15 protein-coding genes, 1 tRNA gene and 1 pseudogene are annotated in these 14471 nt (G+C 38.0%); 7 read left to right on the top strand and 10 right to left on the bottom strand.

Annotated features, from left to right (window positions below; translation table 11 throughout):
* Positions 1-18: 18 nt before the first annotated feature.
* Together ACFIK0_RS02480 and ACFIK0_RS02475 are read right to left on the bottom strand one after the other, a co-directional pair.
* Entirely contained in the window at positions 19-369 is a 351-nt protein-coding gene (locus ACFIK0_RS02480) for a TrbC/VirB2 family protein (protein ID WP_375663426.1), read from the bottom strand.
* A 470-nt stretch (positions 370-839) separates the two neighbouring features.
* A complete protein-coding gene (locus tag ACFIK0_RS02475; protein ID WP_375663425.1) occupies positions 840-1028 on the bottom strand; it encodes a hypothetical protein in 189 nt (62 codons plus the stop codon).
* A 21-nt stretch (positions 1029-1049) separates the two neighbouring features.
* Here ACFIK0_RS02475 and ACFIK0_RS02470 point away from each other — a divergent pair, with 21 nt between their 5' ends.
* A complete protein-coding gene (locus ACFIK0_RS02470) occupies positions 1050-1223 on the top strand; it encodes a hypothetical protein (RefSeq protein WP_375663424.1) in 174 nt (57 codons plus the stop codon).
* A 608-nt stretch (positions 1224-1831) separates the two neighbouring features.
* Here the strand turns inward: ACFIK0_RS02470 and ACFIK0_RS02465 are convergent.
* Together ACFIK0_RS02465 and ACFIK0_RS02460 are read right to left on the bottom strand one after the other, a co-directional pair.
* Positions 1832-2275: a hypothetical protein gene (locus ACFIK0_RS02465; RefSeq protein ID WP_375663423.1), complete on the bottom strand. Its 444-nt coding sequence runs from the start codon at positions 2273-2275 to the stop codon at positions 1832-1834.
* Between the two features lie 3 nt (positions 2276-2278).
* Positions 2279-2605 carry a YqjD family protein gene (locus tag ACFIK0_RS02460; RefSeq protein ID WP_375663422.1) on the bottom strand — a complete coding sequence of 109 codons (327 nt, stop codon included), beginning with the start codon at positions 2603-2605 and terminating at the stop codon, positions 2279-2281.
* A gap of 999 nt (positions 2606-3604) precedes the next feature.
* Here ACFIK0_RS02460 and ACFIK0_RS02455 point away from each other — a divergent pair.
* The 3 genes from ACFIK0_RS02455 to ACFIK0_RS02445 all read left to right on the top strand — a co-directional run bounded on the left by ACFIK0_RS02455 (position 3605) and on the right by ACFIK0_RS02445 (position 5981).
* Positions 3605-4507: a MotA/TolQ/ExbB proton channel family protein gene (locus tag ACFIK0_RS02455; protein ID WP_375663421.1), complete on the top strand. Its 903-nt coding sequence runs from the start codon at positions 3605-3607 to the stop codon at positions 4505-4507.
* Positions 4504-5031: a biopolymer transporter ExbD gene (locus tag ACFIK0_RS02450; RefSeq protein ID WP_375663420.1), complete on the top strand. Its 528-nt coding sequence runs from the start codon at positions 4504-4506 to the stop codon at positions 5029-5031. Before ACFIK0_RS02455 ends, ACFIK0_RS02450 begins: the two co-directional genes overlap by 4 nt.
* Positions 5032-5858: 827 nt before the next feature.
* Positions 5859-5981 (top strand): hypothetical protein, encoded by a 123-nt coding sequence (locus tag ACFIK0_RS02445; RefSeq protein ID WP_375663419.1) that lies wholly within the window; start codon positions 5859-5861, stop codon positions 5979-5981.
* A gap of 155 nt (positions 5982-6136) precedes the next feature.
* Here ACFIK0_RS02445 and dut (ACFIK0_RS02440) read toward each other — a convergent pair.
* The 3 genes and pseudogenes from dut (ACFIK0_RS02440) to ACFIK0_RS02430 all read right to left on the bottom strand — a co-directional run bounded on the left by dut (ACFIK0_RS02440) (position 6137) and on the right by ACFIK0_RS02430 (position 8392).
* Positions 6137-6707 (bottom strand): annotated as a pseudogene (dut, locus tag ACFIK0_RS02440) (dUTP diphosphatase).
* An 85-nt stretch (positions 6708-6792) separates the two neighbouring features.
* On the bottom strand, positions 6793-7323 hold the full coding sequence (gene dut, locus ACFIK0_RS02435; RefSeq protein WP_375637785.1) for a dUTP diphosphatase: 531 nt from the start codon (positions 7321-7323) through the stop codon (positions 6793-6795).
* A 259-nt stretch (positions 7324-7582) separates the two neighbouring features.
* The gene (locus tag ACFIK0_RS02430; protein ID WP_375627767.1) at positions 7583-8392 is read right to left on the bottom strand and encodes a VIT1/CCC1 transporter family protein; all 810 of its coding nucleotides are present in this window, start codon (positions 8390-8392) and stop codon (positions 7583-7585) included.
* A gap of 1070 nt (positions 8393-9462) precedes the next feature.
* Here ACFIK0_RS02430 and ACFIK0_RS02425 point away from each other — a divergent pair.
* Positions 9463-10098, top strand: a complete 636-nt coding sequence (locus ACFIK0_RS02425; RefSeq protein WP_375663418.1) for a hypothetical protein — start codon at positions 9463-9465, stop codon at positions 10096-10098.
* 1589 nt (positions 10099-11687) lie between these two features.
* On the opposite strand, the gene ACFIK0_RS02420 is transcribed toward ACFIK0_RS02425, so the two are convergent.
* Positions 11688-12212, bottom strand: a complete 525-nt coding sequence (locus tag ACFIK0_RS02420) for a type II toxin-antitoxin system PemK/MazF family toxin (RefSeq protein WP_273790913.1) — start codon at positions 12210-12212, stop codon at positions 11688-11690.
* Between the two features lie 108 nt (positions 12213-12320).
* Between ACFIK0_RS02420 and ACFIK0_RS02415 the strand changes: the two genes are divergently transcribed.
* The gene (locus ACFIK0_RS02415) at positions 12321-12458 is read left to right on the top strand and encodes a hypothetical protein (protein ID WP_375643294.1); all 138 of its coding nucleotides are present in this window, start codon (positions 12321-12323) and stop codon (positions 12456-12458) included.
* A gap of 53 nt (positions 12459-12511) precedes the next feature.
* Here the strand turns inward: ACFIK0_RS02415 and ACFIK0_RS02410 are convergent, their stop codons facing one another.
* Both ACFIK0_RS02410 and ACFIK0_RS02405 read right to left on the bottom strand, forming a co-directional pair.
* A complete protein-coding gene (locus ACFIK0_RS02410) occupies positions 12512-13084 on the bottom strand; it encodes a disulfide bond formation protein B (protein WP_273790912.1) in 573 nt (190 codons plus the stop codon).
* A gap of 12 nt (positions 13085-13096) precedes the next feature.
* The gene (locus ACFIK0_RS02405) at positions 13097-13702 is read right to left on the bottom strand and encodes a YqaA family protein (protein ID WP_273790911.1); all 606 of its coding nucleotides are present in this window, start codon (positions 13700-13702) and stop codon (positions 13097-13099) included.
* 222 nt (positions 13703-13924) lie between these two features.
* Between ACFIK0_RS02405 and ACFIK0_RS02400 the strand changes: the two genes are divergently transcribed.
* A tRNA-Leu gene (locus ACFIK0_RS02400) sits at positions 13925-14009 on the top strand.
* The last annotated feature ends 462 nt before the right edge of the window (positions 14010-14471 follow it).

The following is a 14471-nucleotide window of genomic DNA, read 5'->3' as shown; positions in this document are numbered from 1 at the left end:
GGCTTTGAAAGACAAAGTTTAACTGTAAAACATTGCTGCGATTTGTGGTGCACCAAAGATAATGCCAATGCCAACACAAACAAAGAAAGCTTTACGCATTTCAACATAACCAGCAATCCATGAAATCCCAATACCGGCAATCGCAATGGTCGCAATTGATTTTGCAATTGGTCCTGTTAAAGCCGTAATTATTTTTTGAAGAGCACGTTCAATTTTTCCGAAGTCGCCTGCGGCAAATACTGGCTCACTAAGTGCGATGAAGGCAGTAAACAGCATCAATGCTGCTGTTAACCATTTCTGTTGTGTGTTGGATAGAGTAGTTTTTGGTAAGATGTGTTCACAACTGAACAAATTATTCGTGTTTTTCATGAAAGTTCCCCCGCTTTAGGTTTAAGTTGATCATAAAATTAATATTCAAAATCTTAATCAAGAATCATATAAATGAAAAAAAATAAATTTTTCTATCTATAAATTAATAATATTTAATCTTTTCTTAGTTAATGAAAAATATAGTAATATTTAAAATTATACTTTTAAAATATCTTAGATCATCGCATAAATATATTGTCTTAAGTTATATTATTATTTTTGGATCATTTTATTTCAATCAACATACTGAAAAGATTATGCAATTTTATTTTTTAAAGTACCAGAAAAGACAATAGAAAATCCCGTTCAAAATCCGAAGTTACAATTAATAGATTATGCAAACCAACAAGACGTAAATCAACAAAATGTGGTATTGCATTCAGAACCATTCGCATCACAATTTTATGAAAAAAATGTACCAGTCTATTCCGGTGCTATACAAGTCACAAGTGGTGAGACCTTTAAAATGATCACGCTTGTGGATGATGGATGGAGAAAAAGATCATCCGTGATATTCGATTATATGGTGTGGAAAGCTGTGAAATGAGGCAATTTGCCTCACGCAACGGAGTTAAGTGACCTTGCGGTGCTTTTGTTACGGCGTGGCTTGTCTCAAAAACAATCGATAAAAAGGTTACTTGTCGGCAAGTACGTGTCATTCAACAGGTTCATTATGCACAATGTTTTGTAGATGGGTTGATCTGGCACGGTTGGGGCTGGCAGAAGGGTTGATGGTGTTGACAAAAGATCAGCATCGTTTTCCATCCCCAGCAGACTATAAAAACTTACAATCTGCTGCTCAAAAAGCACAAAACGGTTTATGGTCGAGCCAATTTCAACAACCAGAAGATTGATGAAGAGATCATGGGAGCTATAATCCCATTGACCATTATTGATAAAGCGTCCTCTCAAGCGCTATTTAAAAATCAAGACAATTTCTACTGCGAGCCTTAACAGGGAAAAGTTAATTTAATCCACACAGTCCTTGGTGGACAACGTTCGTTATGGAAATTTGTTGTGTTTAAAATATCTTTATAGGTTGTTTACTACAGCGCTATGTCGGAGCGCGTTTTTTTCCCTAAACAAAATAGTCATTGTAACAAACATGAGTGTTCAGTAAAATCTGAACACACGCAAACTACTGATGTGACCTATGGTCATGAAAAAAGGCTTATGAAAAAACAGAGAAAAGCAAAAACAAATTATCCATATCTTCAAAAAACAACCAATTGCTTCAAATCAAACCAGAATTTTTAATTGAAGCTTTGCCTCATGTTGCCATGTTCATGAAAAATGGGGACATCTGAAAGGGAAGCGGTTCTATGGAATTTTTATCCCAAATGAAGGGGATTTCTTTTCAGGTATTTGAAGAAGCTAAAGAGACTATGAGGAAAAAAATGTGCTTTCTTTTATTATAAAAGAAAGCACATTGAGGGGATTTGAAGTGATAGCTTTACATATTTTACTCTGAAAAGCGGTCTTTTTTATCTTTTTTCCACAGAAGATAAGTTGCAAGTCCGAGAATGGGAACACTCAATTTGGCAAAAGGGAGATGTTGACTGAGAGCTGCAAGGCTGGAAACAGTTGCATCTGTCATGAGTTTGTGGCGTTGTTCTTCTGTCTTTTTTTGTTGGTCATAGCGTTGATAAGTTTTGAGAACTCGACTGATAATAAGACCTAATCCCGCAAGAGAAAGACAAATTAAAAACATGATACTGGCGGCAGCAAGAGGCTTCATAACAGAACATAACGCAATAAAACCGATGGTACATAAAAAAAGCAAAGACATGAAGAATGAAATGCCAATAAACCCATAGAAAATTGCTTGAAGGCGTACTTGCTTGACTGTGCTTTTAAGCCCTCCACCGACAAGATGGTTTAAAAGAGGAGCGATAAACTTATGCATTGCTTAACGACGCAGTAATTGAGAAAGAATAAAACCAACCCCTGCGGCAAACAAAACGCTTTTTCCAGGATTTTTGCGAACGCATTGATTCATGGTTTGTTCAAGATCACTGATTTTGTCTTTTGCTTGAGACATCATGTCTTCACCACTTTCTTTCGCTGAGTGATATAGTTTTTCTGCTTTGTCTTTGGCGGCGTTGAATTTGTTTGCACCAAGATCTGTTAGGGTTGAGGTAATCCCTGAAATTTCAGTACGTAACGTTTCTAATTGTCCTTGTAGGTCTTTTTCTACGGCTGTTTTATCGTGCTGTGTTGTTTTATTATGGGCCATGGTATTTTTCCCTCTTGATTCATTATATTTGTATTGGTGTGTTCATAGTGATCATTTGCATTGGAGTGAAAATTTTCACTGCTTGAGTAACGCCAAAAGTTTTTTTTGGTTCCTTTCATTTTGTCGAATTTAAAACTGCTTTTGATAAAATAAATCTTTCCTATACGATATGCTCTGTCTGTAAAGGGTCGCATCTGTTGAGAATTGTCTTATACTTTTGCAGGAATTTAGCACCATTCCTCAGTTTCTCGTGGCGCAGTTTTTTATAAAAGTTTTTTAAAAAGCATGTTGAGGTTTATTTTTTAAGCTTGTGACAGCTAAAAAACATCGTTGTTGCGATTTTGCAGCAGAAATAATGTTATTTTTATGCTTTTGAAGCAAAGAAAAAGAAAATAATATTGCGGCTCTTTGCTCTCTATGTATTTGGGGGCAACACGCGCTCTCCCTATTATACTTTTAGTCAGTTTAAGATATTGCGATAGTTCTTTTAAACGTAAGGTATATTTTTATTTGGATAGGAGGTACTTCAGTGCACGGGCTGTTAGAGATGTGCATATCCTTTTCTTCAAGAGTTTTATGATATTTTTGCTGCTTGTTTCATGCAAGCAAATATTTTGTTGGATTTAAAAGAGCCGCTGAAATGAGAGAAGTTTTGCGATATGAGAGATTTATTTAACAGGAACGATGATAAATTATTCTTATAAATTAAAATATTATATGCGATACTTCTTGTAAGTTTATCATTTTGCCTAATTTATGCAATAAATTGATTAGGTAAGATAAACTTGTTGAATTGTTAGAGAAAAATTTCTTGAGTAATTTTTTAGAATTAAGAGAGAGCTTGTGGAATAAAACTATACTTGATATATCAAGTTTTCTTTCTTAAGAGGAATACACAAGTGACGTTAAAAGGGTAGTGGCAGTGTGGAACAGTGATGCTATGCGGGGTGACGATCCAGCTCATGAATAAAGATAAGAGCACAAGAATGTGAGATAAAAATGGAATCTGAAACAGTCCCTTTAGATAAAATAGTCCCTTTAGATAATATGTCTGCTGTATTGACAGTGCATGATTTTTCTCCTTTTTCTATGTTTATGGCTGCTGATTGGGTGGTGAAAGCTGTTATCATTATTTTGTTGCTTGCTTCTCTTATGTCTTGGACAATTGCTTTTGTGAAAATTGTCGAGATCACTTTGGTAAAACGAAGAGTCCGTCATGAACTTCAATTGGTTCTAAATGCTCAGACTCTTACGCGTTTGGCAGCTAGCTTGAAAGAAAGTAAAGGAGCTGGTGTGTTTTTTCTCAAAGAAGTCCTTAAAGAGGTGTATCTTTCTGCACAACAGGTTCATTTTTCTGCTCCTGAAGGGATAAACGAAAGCTCTGGTGAAAAAAACAGTACAGGGGAAAGTTCACAAACGATTGAAGATATTCTCTTTTATGAGGAGAGCAATCAATATGAAGATGGTTCCCGCGATGTTCGCGATGCTAAGGTGTGCGATGTTCATGAAGGTTTAAAAGAAAGGGTTCATTCACTTTTGTCACGCTGCTTGCTGGCTGCTACACGCCGTGTTGCATGTGGAAGCGCTGTTCTTGCAACTATTGGCGCAATTGCTCCTTTTGTTGGTCTTTTTGCAACTGTTTGGGGAATTATGAATTCTTTTATTGGGATTGCTCAGTCTCAAACAACGCGACTTGATGTGGTGGCGCCTGGAATTGCTGAAGCCTTATTCGCAACGGCTGTTGGGCTTTTTGTGGCTATTCCCGCCGTTGTTATGTATAATAGCCTTATGCGTGCTTTGAGTGGTTATCGCAGTGATTTAGGCGATATCGCTGCTGCTCTTGAAAGGCTCTTGAGCCGTGAACTTGATAGACAAAGACAACAGAAAAGTCATAAAAAATGAAAGCAAGCCTTAATAATGATTGGGATATAGACGAGAGTGGGTTGCAAAGCGAAATCAATGTGACCCCTTTTATTGATGTTGTATTGGTGTTGCTTATTGTTTTTATGGTTGCAGCGCCTTTGGCAACATCTGTCATTTCCGTTCAGCTTCCTTCTATAACTCAAGCACCTTCAGTGGTTTTGTCTGATGAACCTCTTTATGTTACGTTGCAAAAAGATCGTTCTCTTTACATTGGTGATCATCTTGTAGAACAAGCAGCTTTGAGAGAAGCTTTGTTGAGGGAAACTACGCAAAATTTAGAGACAAAAATTTTAATCAAAGCGGATAGCGAAATTGATTATGGTACTGTCATCGATTTATTAAATCAAATACGCATGGTTGGATATAATAAAATCGGTCTTGTAGGATTGCAAAACTCTACCAATCTTGTCTCAAGAGGTGAGATCAATAATAAAACAACAGGGTTAGAGGATGCTGCTGCCGATGGAGCGGGCGGTAACGTTGGGGGCATGTGGATGCCGTAACAACGAGCACTGCGGGAAACGCTAATATTTCAGGTGATGTCTCTGATCAGTGATAAAAAATAGCCTTTATTGCAAGAAGCAAAGTATATTACTCAAAGTCGTGGAGTGAAATTAATGAGGGTTCTGTCGTGGATTTATTAAACCAAATACGCATGAGGTTGATATATTGAATCAGTTTTGTAGGATTAAGCTCGACTAATCTTGTCTCAAGAGGTGCGATCAAGAAAACAGAAGAGGCTATTGTTGTGTATTTTAGTCTTAATACTTCTTAAAGCCCTTTTTGCGATGGTGTTTATAAATGGTATAATGGTAAAGCCCCCGTAAAATAATAAAAAACCTATCGAACATCACCATCTTTATGCTTAACAAAAGAACAAGCGAGCACTATTATCGTATTTATATTTTCCCCAATGTTGCGACAGTGTTTAGTACACGTATTCATTGTAGGCATTTTTCCAGTTTTTATCTGCATGCTATCCACGTTTGGAATGTGAGAAACATGCTTTTGATTGATTTAATATAAATAGGCTTGCAATGAAACAATCTTACAGTATTGAGATTTCTCATTTAAGTTGCAAGACAATTCATTATTATTATAAATCAATATGATATATAGCTTGTCGACATTACAAGTGGTGTGTGAGCTCTCAATGTTTAATGCCAATGTTTTTGTTATGGGGAGAGGGGTACCGGGTGATAATGAAGTTTTGTATAGCGCAAGAAACGTAATTGAGAGATACTTGTTTAGAGGTGCGTTTAGTGAAACAACTTTGAGAGTGGTAAATGCGCACTCCTTCTGCACTTTAAAAGCGCAAAGAATTTCCAGTATGATGTATAGATTGTCGACATTACAAGCAGTGTGTGAACGCTCAATGGTTAATGCCAATGTTTTTGTTATGGGGAAGGGGTATCGGGTGTTAATGAAGTTTTGTATAGCGCACGAGACGTAATTGAGAGATGATTGTTTAGAGGGGCGTTTAGTGAAAAAACTTTGAAAGCAAATGCGCATTCCTTCTGCACTTTAAAAGCCCAAGGGGTTTTAAGTGAAAGAGTGATTAGAATAAGTGTGTGTTATATTTTAAGGATAGCGATTTTTCAGAGCTTCTTAAGTGTGTCCCGTTGAACCAAAACCTCCTGTTCCACGGCTCTCGTTATGGCTTTGGGTATTTTACTCTGGTTCAATGGCGCAAACATTAACTTGGGATACGGGGGCGATGACTGTTTGGGCAATGCGCATGCCCCGTTTAAATGGAAAAGTCTTCTTGGTCTAAATTGATAAGAAGGAGTTTGACTTCACTTCCGGATAGTCACACTCAATCGTTCTTAGAGTGTTGAGGCATGTGATGCCCGTGTTTTAAGGCTAAGCCAGAGCGTGGACGGATGCGTGCTTCAAACCCCACGTGATAAATGAAAAATGAGACCTGTTGGAATAAGTGTCCGCTGCCCAGGGGCAAGAACAAGCGTTTCTTCTTTACCAATTTGCTGCTTGTAAATCCAAGACTCGCAGAACCAGCCGTTGCGTAGTGAGGAAGCTTTCTTGTCCCAAGTGCAAGATGCTGAACGGATAAAGTCTGGGCATGTGAAGATTGAGAAGAGACAGGAGAAGAGTAAGGATGCCCGTTTAGAGGGGCGTTTAGTGAAAAAACTTTGAAAGCAAATGCGCACTCCTTTTGCACTTTAAAAGCCCAAGGGGTTTTAAGTGAAAGAGTGATTAGAATAAGTGTGTGTTATATTTTAAGGATAGCGATTTTTCAGAGCTTCTTAAGTGTGTCCCGTTGAACCAAAACCTCCTGTTCCACGGCTCTCGTTATGGCTTTGGGTATTTTGCTCTGGTTCAATGGCGCAAACATTAACTTGGGATACGGGGGCGATGACTGTTTGGGCAATGCGCATGCCCCGTTGGATTGAAAAGTCTTCTTGTCCTAAATTGATAAGAAGGACTTTGACTTCACCACGGTAGTCACTATCAATCGTTCCTGGAGTGTTGAGGCATGTGATGCCATGTTTTAAGGCTAAGCCAGAGCGTGGACGTATTTGTGCTTCAAACCCAAGAGATAAATGAAAAATGAGACCTGTTGGAATAAGTGCCCGCTGCCCAGGGGCAAGAACAAGCGTTTCTTCTTCTCCAATTGCTGCCCGTAGATCAAGACCCGCAGAACCTGCTGTCGCGTAGCAAGGAAGTTCTAAACCTTGTCCGTGTGCAAGACGCTGAACAAATAAAGTCTGGGCACGTGAAGATTGAGAAGAGACAGGATGATTGTTTAAAGGGGCGTTGGTTTCAGTGTGCGACATGATCAAGGCATTTCCAAAATATGAGATCTAGAAGAAAATGATACTTTAACAAAAGATATCTATAAAACCAAGTCGATAAAGGTGTGTGGATATAGGTTGTCCCCAGAGCTTGCTTATCATCTCTTACTGACCTAAAATATTCCACAACACCACCTAACATTATCAATGACATTTTTCAATAATGGCATCATCAAGGATGGCTTATGCCTAGGGGCATGCGCTTATTTGAGATCTAAATTATGGTTACAGATAAGATTTTTTAGATACTACCGATAAGAATACCCGTGGCAAAAACCAGAGCACCCCCAATGATGACCTGTAAAGAGGCGCGCCAAAAGGGAGTGGACATGAATTTGTTCTGAATCCAGACGATGGCGCCTAGTTCGAAAAAAACAATGATAAAAGCAATAATTGTCGCTACATAAAAAGAGTTGATCAAATAGGGAAGAGTATGACCTAGTCCTCCTAATGTTGTCATAATGCCGCTGGCAAGACCTCTTTTTAATGGCGAACCACGCCCTGATAATTTTCCGTCATCATGGGCTGCTTCTGTAAAACCCATTGAAAGTCCCGCACCAATTGAAGCTGAGAGCCCTATCAAAAAAGTTTGATGCGTGTCTCCCGTGGCAAAAGCTGCGGCAAAAATGGGAGCAAGGGTGGAGACAGAGCCATCCATTAATCCTGCAAGACCTGGTTGAATCCAAGTCAAAAGTGTTTGTCTTTGCGTTTTTGAAGGTTTTTTTATGGTGTGATTTGCCGCTGTTGTTTTTTGGGAGGGATGGCGGCTCTTTCCTTTCACAAGAGAAGTTTTGTCACATAATGAACCGATAGTGTTTGCACGATTATGACAAGAAAGGCACAAAAGTTGCTTATAATTTTTAAGCTCTTGAAGCCCCATAGCGGTAAAAACCGCGGCTTCCTTAGAGGAATAAGGTTCTAGAGCTTTTGCATATTTTAAATAGAGCGCCGCATGTTGCTCTTTTAATTTGAGCGCTTTAAGTATCACGTTTTGTGCTGAACGAAAGGACAGAGCTTTACGTTGTACAAATGAAAAAAACGATCTCAACATTTTCTGTTCCTCTGCACTTTAGAATAATTCTAAAACATAAGAAAAATAAACCGAAAGTCAATCTAAAAGTTAAAAACTGACAAATTACAAAAAGGTTGCACTGAGAAAAAAGGTGCTGGGATGTTGAGAAAGTACAAGGAGATTCATTAAATGGAGACGACAGGGGCGCATGAAAGAGATGATTACGTGAAAAAATTTAAGAGACAATGTGCTTTATTTTGCTACAGGGGCGTTTGAATGGAGCATTCTAATGTATTGATGCTCGAGAATATAGGAAAGGAATAAGCTAGCATCATCATTCATTTGATGCGTTCAAAAGACTGTAACAGCTCTTAGAATTTGAAATGATTCTTTAAAAGAGACCTTTTTCAAGGGATAAAAGCCCATTTCGCGAGGGGACTCGTGAAGAGTATAGAAGGGTAGAGCCGCAAAATTTCCATGAAATAATATAAACTCCATTGAGTCTTCTTAATCTTTACGCTTCATAAAAGAGCAAGCTGGCATCATCGTACACCTTAGCTCCCAGTGTTGCGACAGTCTTTAGCACGGTTCATTATAGGCATGGCATTTTATTGTACAGTTTTACGCCACTCATTCTGCTTGTGGAGGTGTAAGACAGTATTCTTATGATATTTACGCGCATTTTAGCGTTGTTACAGCTTTTGCATTTAGGTGGATTTGTTAGCGTGTAACGAATTATCTTTTGTGCTGTAATTGCAGGGGCAGGTTTAAGGTTGGGAGTGCATAAATGACAGAGATATTATCATATCAAATTATTTGATCACGCATAAAAATTTACCCTTTATGAAGGGGCATTTATTGCCTTGTAACTTGCCTGATATCTTGCATGAAAGCCCAAAATTCAGTAGGATTCTCTCATTTCAAAACTTCTTATCTTAAATCAATTCAAATCATTTTTTTGTGTATCACAAGGAAGGGTGTGGGTGCTGTGTTTTTATTTAAAGTATGGGATGAGTTGAAATGTGAAAAGTGCATAATCTCTACGCGTTAACAAACGTTTTTGATGTTTTTAAAAAAGAGCGAAATTGTGCAGAAAAAAGAGTAACTCTATGGAAATTGATGATAGTTTAGAATGGTTTTTGGGTTTGCACAAACTAACAATACCGCAGGCAGCGCTTTTAATAGTTGGATTAAATCCAGGAAAGTGTTTGTTTCACGATGAAACAGAACCAGAAAAGAGTGATATTTACGAAGATAACCTTTCCGTATCATCAGAGAAAACTGCTTGTTTCCGAGGAGCTTATAATGCCATAGTTCAGGCAGGAAAAGACGATCAATTAAAGATAGAATGGTCGAGTTTTTCTAATTATATAGAGACATATTCCTCATATGTTCTCGTTGATGATTTAAAAAAATGGCTTTTATTGCGTGGTCTGTACCCTCCATTTTTTTTCCCTGAGGATAATTTTGCTGAGACTAAGGATCAAAAATATGCGTTTCAAGATCCAACGCATCCACGTTATGCTCCAAAGCTTGCTGCTATTGTTGCGGCATGGGAAGCGGTGAGTGAGGCTGAGGGTGGTAAAACTGTTAAAGGAACGCTTATAAAGTGGCTTAGTGAAAATGCCGTTCAGTACAAGTTGGTAGATGATAATAATTTACCAAGAGAGAAGCTTATTGAGGAATTAGCGGCTGTTGCGAATTGGGAACCTACCGGAGGGGCGCCTAAGACACCTGCCAATTAATTTTATCAAAAAAAAATAAAAAGATCACTAAAATTGTGCTGCTTTTTTTGATAATTTTGAAGGTAATCTCTTTTTCTGGGGGAGATTTTTACTTTTCTTCCCTAGATTATAAGTAATTGTTTTTCAATGAAAATAATTTTTATAGTGTTCCTCTGACTGTTCAGGCGGGGGAAAATAGACATTTTGGGGCAGTAAAATTTACCCTGTAGTTTTCGTAACTTACCTCTCTATTTTTGTTTGATTTTTTTGGTCATTTTTAAAATCCAAATCAATTAAAATGGAGTTGAAAATGATAAAAATATTTTCTTTTTTTACGGTGCGTGGAAGTGCAAAAAATCCTCAAGTCAATGCACCGATAAATGCACCAATATTGAAGCAGCCTGTTGCCGATGAGGTGGTGCGCGTTTAGAGTAGGTGTATTGTCGTGTTGGTTAAAGTTTGAACTTATCCTTGTTATGGAAAAGGTCAAAGCTGAGCGCCATACGCTTTCTCCATAAAGAAATCTTGTCATCTATGAGCGAGTGAGGATTTCTCTTGAAAAATTTGCACAATAGCAAAACTCGTTAGCAAAACCCGTTTTGTGGTGTAACAAAAAGGATGTCATAAATGATTATCTCATCATAAATATGCTTTAAGAATAACCCGTGCGTGGCGAAAGTCTATGGCGTAGTCGCTATAGATTTTTGCTCCGTGTGTGATGATCAATACTCTTGTTTATCTCTTGTCAATGCAAGTGCCCATGAAAGTGATGGATGTCTATTGCTCCATTGTGATGCTTGGTGGTTCATGTTTAGAAACGACAAGTGTATTGAACGCGATAGGGCTGATAGAAAGGAAAACGTATCCTGTAAAAATAGGTGTGTCTTTAAAATAAAGCTGATAAACGAAATTATTTTTTTATCTACCTTTTATATGGTGAGAAAAAAGGCATTCAAAGTGCAAGCATAAGCAATTCAGCAGTAAATCCCAAAATAGCATAGATCGTTTCTAGGAGAACAGGGAAGAAAATCTATCTGCAAAAACTATGTTAGGTCATGTGACCGGTGAAATAATGTGGTTAGGGCAATAAACAATTGTTTTTGGTGAAGAGATAGAAATCGGTCGTGTGTTGATTTCTGGTTTATTAGAGAATTTTCTTTGTTATCTCGTCAAATACGATCGTTTGAGGTGTGGTCATATAAAGCGAAGCTTTTTTTCAATCTTGGAAAGATATTCCCATTGCGGAAAATCATATAAAGTTTAAGCAACGGCAGCACGATTTTTTGTGCAATGAAATGATAAGTATGTACAATATCTCGGTAATCTCCATGGGAAACTTTACCGGATCCAAGGTGTGGATATTGTCTTCTGCTTACCCCAAATCGCAGATATTTCAAAACAACAACGGTGGAGCAAAACAACAACGGTGGAGAATGAATGTTGGATATGTTCTAGGGAAGGTTGCAAAAAATGGCAGTTTTCAAAAAAATACTAAAAATGACGAAAGGAGCGGTTTCCCACTCCTTCGTTCCTATCTCCCCTTGCGGGGAAGCGGCCACCATTACTGATGCCGTGTATGCTGATATAGGTACACTTATTTTTCTCAAAAGTCAATACTGTAAATGCGGTAAATATTTGAGCATTAGAGCTACAACTTTATGAAAATCTTCGCAGGATAACCTTGGAACGGTACGTGAGCAACTTAAACGACTTACAGAAACTGTTGTGACATAATTGCAGATAATCCACGCTTTTTTATTCTCTATGGGAGATTGTATTGGATACGCAGCGGGATTATTGGGTTGTGATTTCGTTGAAAAAGGTAAAACTGTCACATTTCCATATAATTTTGCATTCTTAGAAAGCACTAAAACAGGCCGCTTTTTCCAAAATTCAGGGAGTATCGAATCATGAGGAAAATCGCACCAAAAAACTTGCCTGATGCGTGGTGCCGATTTGATTCGTGGTTTTATATGAGGTGGTTTTTCGTAAGGCGCATTTAAATCTCTTTCTTTTATATGCTCACGCCATGCATTATGATCATGTTCCATCATAACACATGGTTCTTCAAGTTTGGTTATATCTAAGGAAATAGGTGATAGGGTAGAAGGCTCTGTATTCTTATCTTCAGCCATAGCAGACCATTTATATTTATTGGTCCCCTCACTTATTATTTTACGGCTTTTCTATCACGAGTTTTTATCAAAATGTTGCTTATAAGTACAGAGAGGTGAAACCATAAAATGGATGTATCTGCTTATTTTTGTCTTTATGAGTACAACGCTAGAGGAGGGATGTTGGTGACTCGTTGGTGTTGGTGGGTTGGTTTGGCGGTGGGGTGGTTTTGGGTGGGGATTGGTGACTGGAGAGTTGTTGGTTAGGGGGGAAGCGATTGGAGAGAACGAGTGAACGCGGTTTCGTTTCTATTTTATGGTTAGAGTTTTTTATTGCTTGAAAGAATGCCTTTTGAAGTAATATAGAGGCTTATAAGGCTGAAAAATAGGCTTGAGACGACATTCCAACCGGCAAATGAAAGAAAAAGAAAGCGTGCGGATGCTTCAGAACAAGAAGGGGGATGAATGTTGTTTAATTGGCTGAGCAGCTGGTTAATGTCTGAGGTTTTTCTGACTGCGCTTAAACCACAACTGAGGGGAGCAGCCCAAAAGCCATATTCAACACCCGCATGATAAATGGCTAAAACAAGGCTGATGCACATTAAGACAAAAACACACAAAAATAAAAGTTGTACCCAAGCAGTTATGCGAAAAAAATATGCCCCAAAACCTGCTAAAAGCAAAAATGGTATGGCACCATAATAGGGGAAACGCTCTATGAGACATAAATCGCAAGGAAGATACCCTCCGAAATGTTCAAAACCAAGGGCAATACCTATTGTGGCAGACAAGCAAAAAGCAAGAAAAAAAGCCCACAAACTTTGTTCTTTTCTGCTGGGTTCAAGATGAAGGTGCTTGTGTAAAAGTGGGTGAGAAGACAAAACGCATGCCATTAAGTCTGTTCCTTATAAAAGCTTCCTGTTTAAAAAAGCTATGAAAATCCCATAAATTAAAAGGAGGCTAACACAACCAATGAGAACAATCCATTTGAAATGCTGTACTAAAAAATTCATTGCTTTTTGTCCAAAATGTTTAATCAGCCACGCGAGAAGATAAAAACGAGCGCCTCTAGAAAAAATACAAATAAGCATGAAAAGTTCAAGACGTACACTCATTACACCGGCCAAAATTGTGACAATCTTGATGGGGGGAAGATGAAAAAAACCTGATGTTATCAGTAAAATGATTAGAAATTGCAGGGTTGCACTATTTTTCAGAGATTCAAAACTTTCAACCTTACCATAAATTTCTAAAATGGGTTTGGCAAGGGTATCATAGGCAAAATGTCCGATAAACCAACCGGCAATGCCTCCTAATACAGAACAGATTGTCGCAATCAAAGCATAGCGATAAACCCGCTTTTGATGGATAAGAAGCATCGGAATATATAAAACATCTATGGGAATTGGAAAAACAGAACTTTCAATAAAGGCAATGAAACCAAGCCAGTGTGGTGCTGTACGCCGATTTGCTAAAGAAATCGTCCAAAGCTTTAATTTGTTTAATATCATGAGGCTTTTTATAAGTTTAAGAGGTAAAGACTTTACAAATGAGATTGCTATAAATCCGGTAGAGAAATCCAATAAAGAAAATATTCCATAAAATAGATAAGAAAATGATATGAATTCTTAAAAAATGAGAAGTCTTCTGTTGACGAATCTGTGCTTCTTCATATAGTGCAAAGGAATAATCGACAAGTCTATCTTTTATAGTCCTGTCTTTTATAAAAGTGTGCGGGTGTGGTGGAACTGGTAGACGCGCCAGACTCAAAATCTGGTTCCGAGAGGAGTGTCGGTTCGAGTCCGACCACCCGCACCACTTCATAAATATTTCCCTTGATCCTGTTATGGCGCATCGCTTTGGTTTATAAAACATGGGATTTATAAAATATGGGGGGATTTATAAAACATGGGATTTATAGACCGTGTTCAATGTTTTGCATGTTGAATGAAAAACCTCGAATACCGTAGGATTCTCTCATTTCAAGTCTGCTTATAGTAAATCAACCAAAATCATGTCGCTCGTACGTTACAAGCTAGATGAGCTCGCGTGGAGTGAAATTTTACAAAAAATGAATAAAAATGCCTCTTATGCCGTTTCAAGGGCATCATTGGAGGTAAAGTGTATGATGGATGGTGCCAGCTTGCACTTTTATGAAGTGTAGAGATGGTGCTCTATAGATTTTATATTCTTGTAGGTGCTGTCGCAAAATGGGCTTGAGGGTTTTGAGAGATGTTTCTTTAAAACACGCATGTGAGTTGGCAACCAAAGTGTCTTGAA

It is taken from the genome of Bartonella sp. CL63NXGY, assembly GCF_042194905.1.
Taxonomy (GTDB): Bacteria; Pseudomonadota; Alphaproteobacteria; order Rhizobiales; family Rhizobiaceae; genus Bartonella.
The sequence above is the reverse complement of the archived record's forward strand: the minus strand, read 5'-3'. Positions and strand labels throughout refer to the sequence as shown.

What these genes read in the sequence shown, in the direction of transcription:
- ACFIK0_RS02450 (WP_375663420.1), top strand. Translation starts at nt 4,504, where the DNA reads ATGAAAGCAAGCCTTAATAATGATTGGGATATAGACGAGAGTGGGTTG.
- ACFIK0_RS02405 (WP_273790911.1), bottom strand. Translation starts at nt 13,702, where the DNA reads ATGATATTAAACAAATTAAAGCTTTGGACGATTTCTTTAGCAAATCGG.
- ACFIK0_RS02445 (WP_375663419.1), top strand. Translation starts at nt 5,859, where the DNA reads ATGATGTATAGATTGTCGACATTACAAGCAGTGTGTGAACGCTCAATG.
- ACFIK0_RS02480 (WP_375663426.1), bottom strand. Translation starts at nt 369, where the DNA reads ATGAAAAACACGAATAATTTGTTCAGTTGTGAACACATCTTACCAAAA.
- ACFIK0_RS02420 (WP_273790913.1), bottom strand. Translation starts at nt 12,212, where the DNA reads ATGGCTGAAGATAAGAATACAGAGCCTTCTACCCTATCACCTATTTCC.
- ACFIK0_RS02455 (WP_375663421.1), top strand. Translation starts at nt 3,605, where the DNA reads ATGGAATCTGAAACAGTCCCTTTAGATAAAATAGTCCCTTTAGATAAT.
- ACFIK0_RS02465 (WP_375663423.1), bottom strand. Translation starts at nt 2,275, where the DNA reads ATGCATAAGTTTATCGCTCCTCTTTTAAACCATCTTGTCGGTGGAGGG.
- ACFIK0_RS02460 (WP_375663422.1), bottom strand. Translation starts at nt 2,605, where the DNA reads ATGGCCCATAATAAAACAACACAGCACGATAAAACAGCCGTAGAAAAA.
- ACFIK0_RS02475 (WP_375663425.1), bottom strand. Translation starts at nt 1,028, where the DNA reads ATGACACGTACTTGCCGACAAGTAACCTTTTTATCGATTGTTTTTGAG.
- ACFIK0_RS02430 (WP_375627767.1), bottom strand. Translation starts at nt 8,392, where the DNA reads ATGTTGAGATCGTTTTTTTCATTTGTACAACGTAAAGCTCTGTCCTTT.
- ACFIK0_RS02425 (WP_375663418.1), top strand. Translation starts at nt 9,463, where the DNA reads ATGGAAATTGATGATAGTTTAGAATGGTTTTTGGGTTTGCACAAACTA.
- ACFIK0_RS02410 (WP_273790912.1), bottom strand. Translation starts at nt 13,084, where the DNA reads ATGGCATGCGTTTTGTCTTCTCACCCACTTTTACACAAGCACCTTCAT.
- dut (WP_375637785.1), bottom strand. Translation starts at nt 7,323, where the DNA reads ATGTCGCACACTGAAACCAACGCCCCTTTAAACAATCATCCTGTCTCT.
- ACFIK0_RS02470 (WP_375663424.1), top strand. Translation starts at nt 1,050, where the DNA reads ATGTTTTGTAGATGGGTTGATCTGGCACGGTTGGGGCTGGCAGAAGGG.
- ACFIK0_RS02415 (WP_375643294.1), top strand. Translation starts at nt 12,321, where the DNA reads ATGGATGTATCTGCTTATTTTTGTCTTTATGAGTACAACGCTAGAGGA.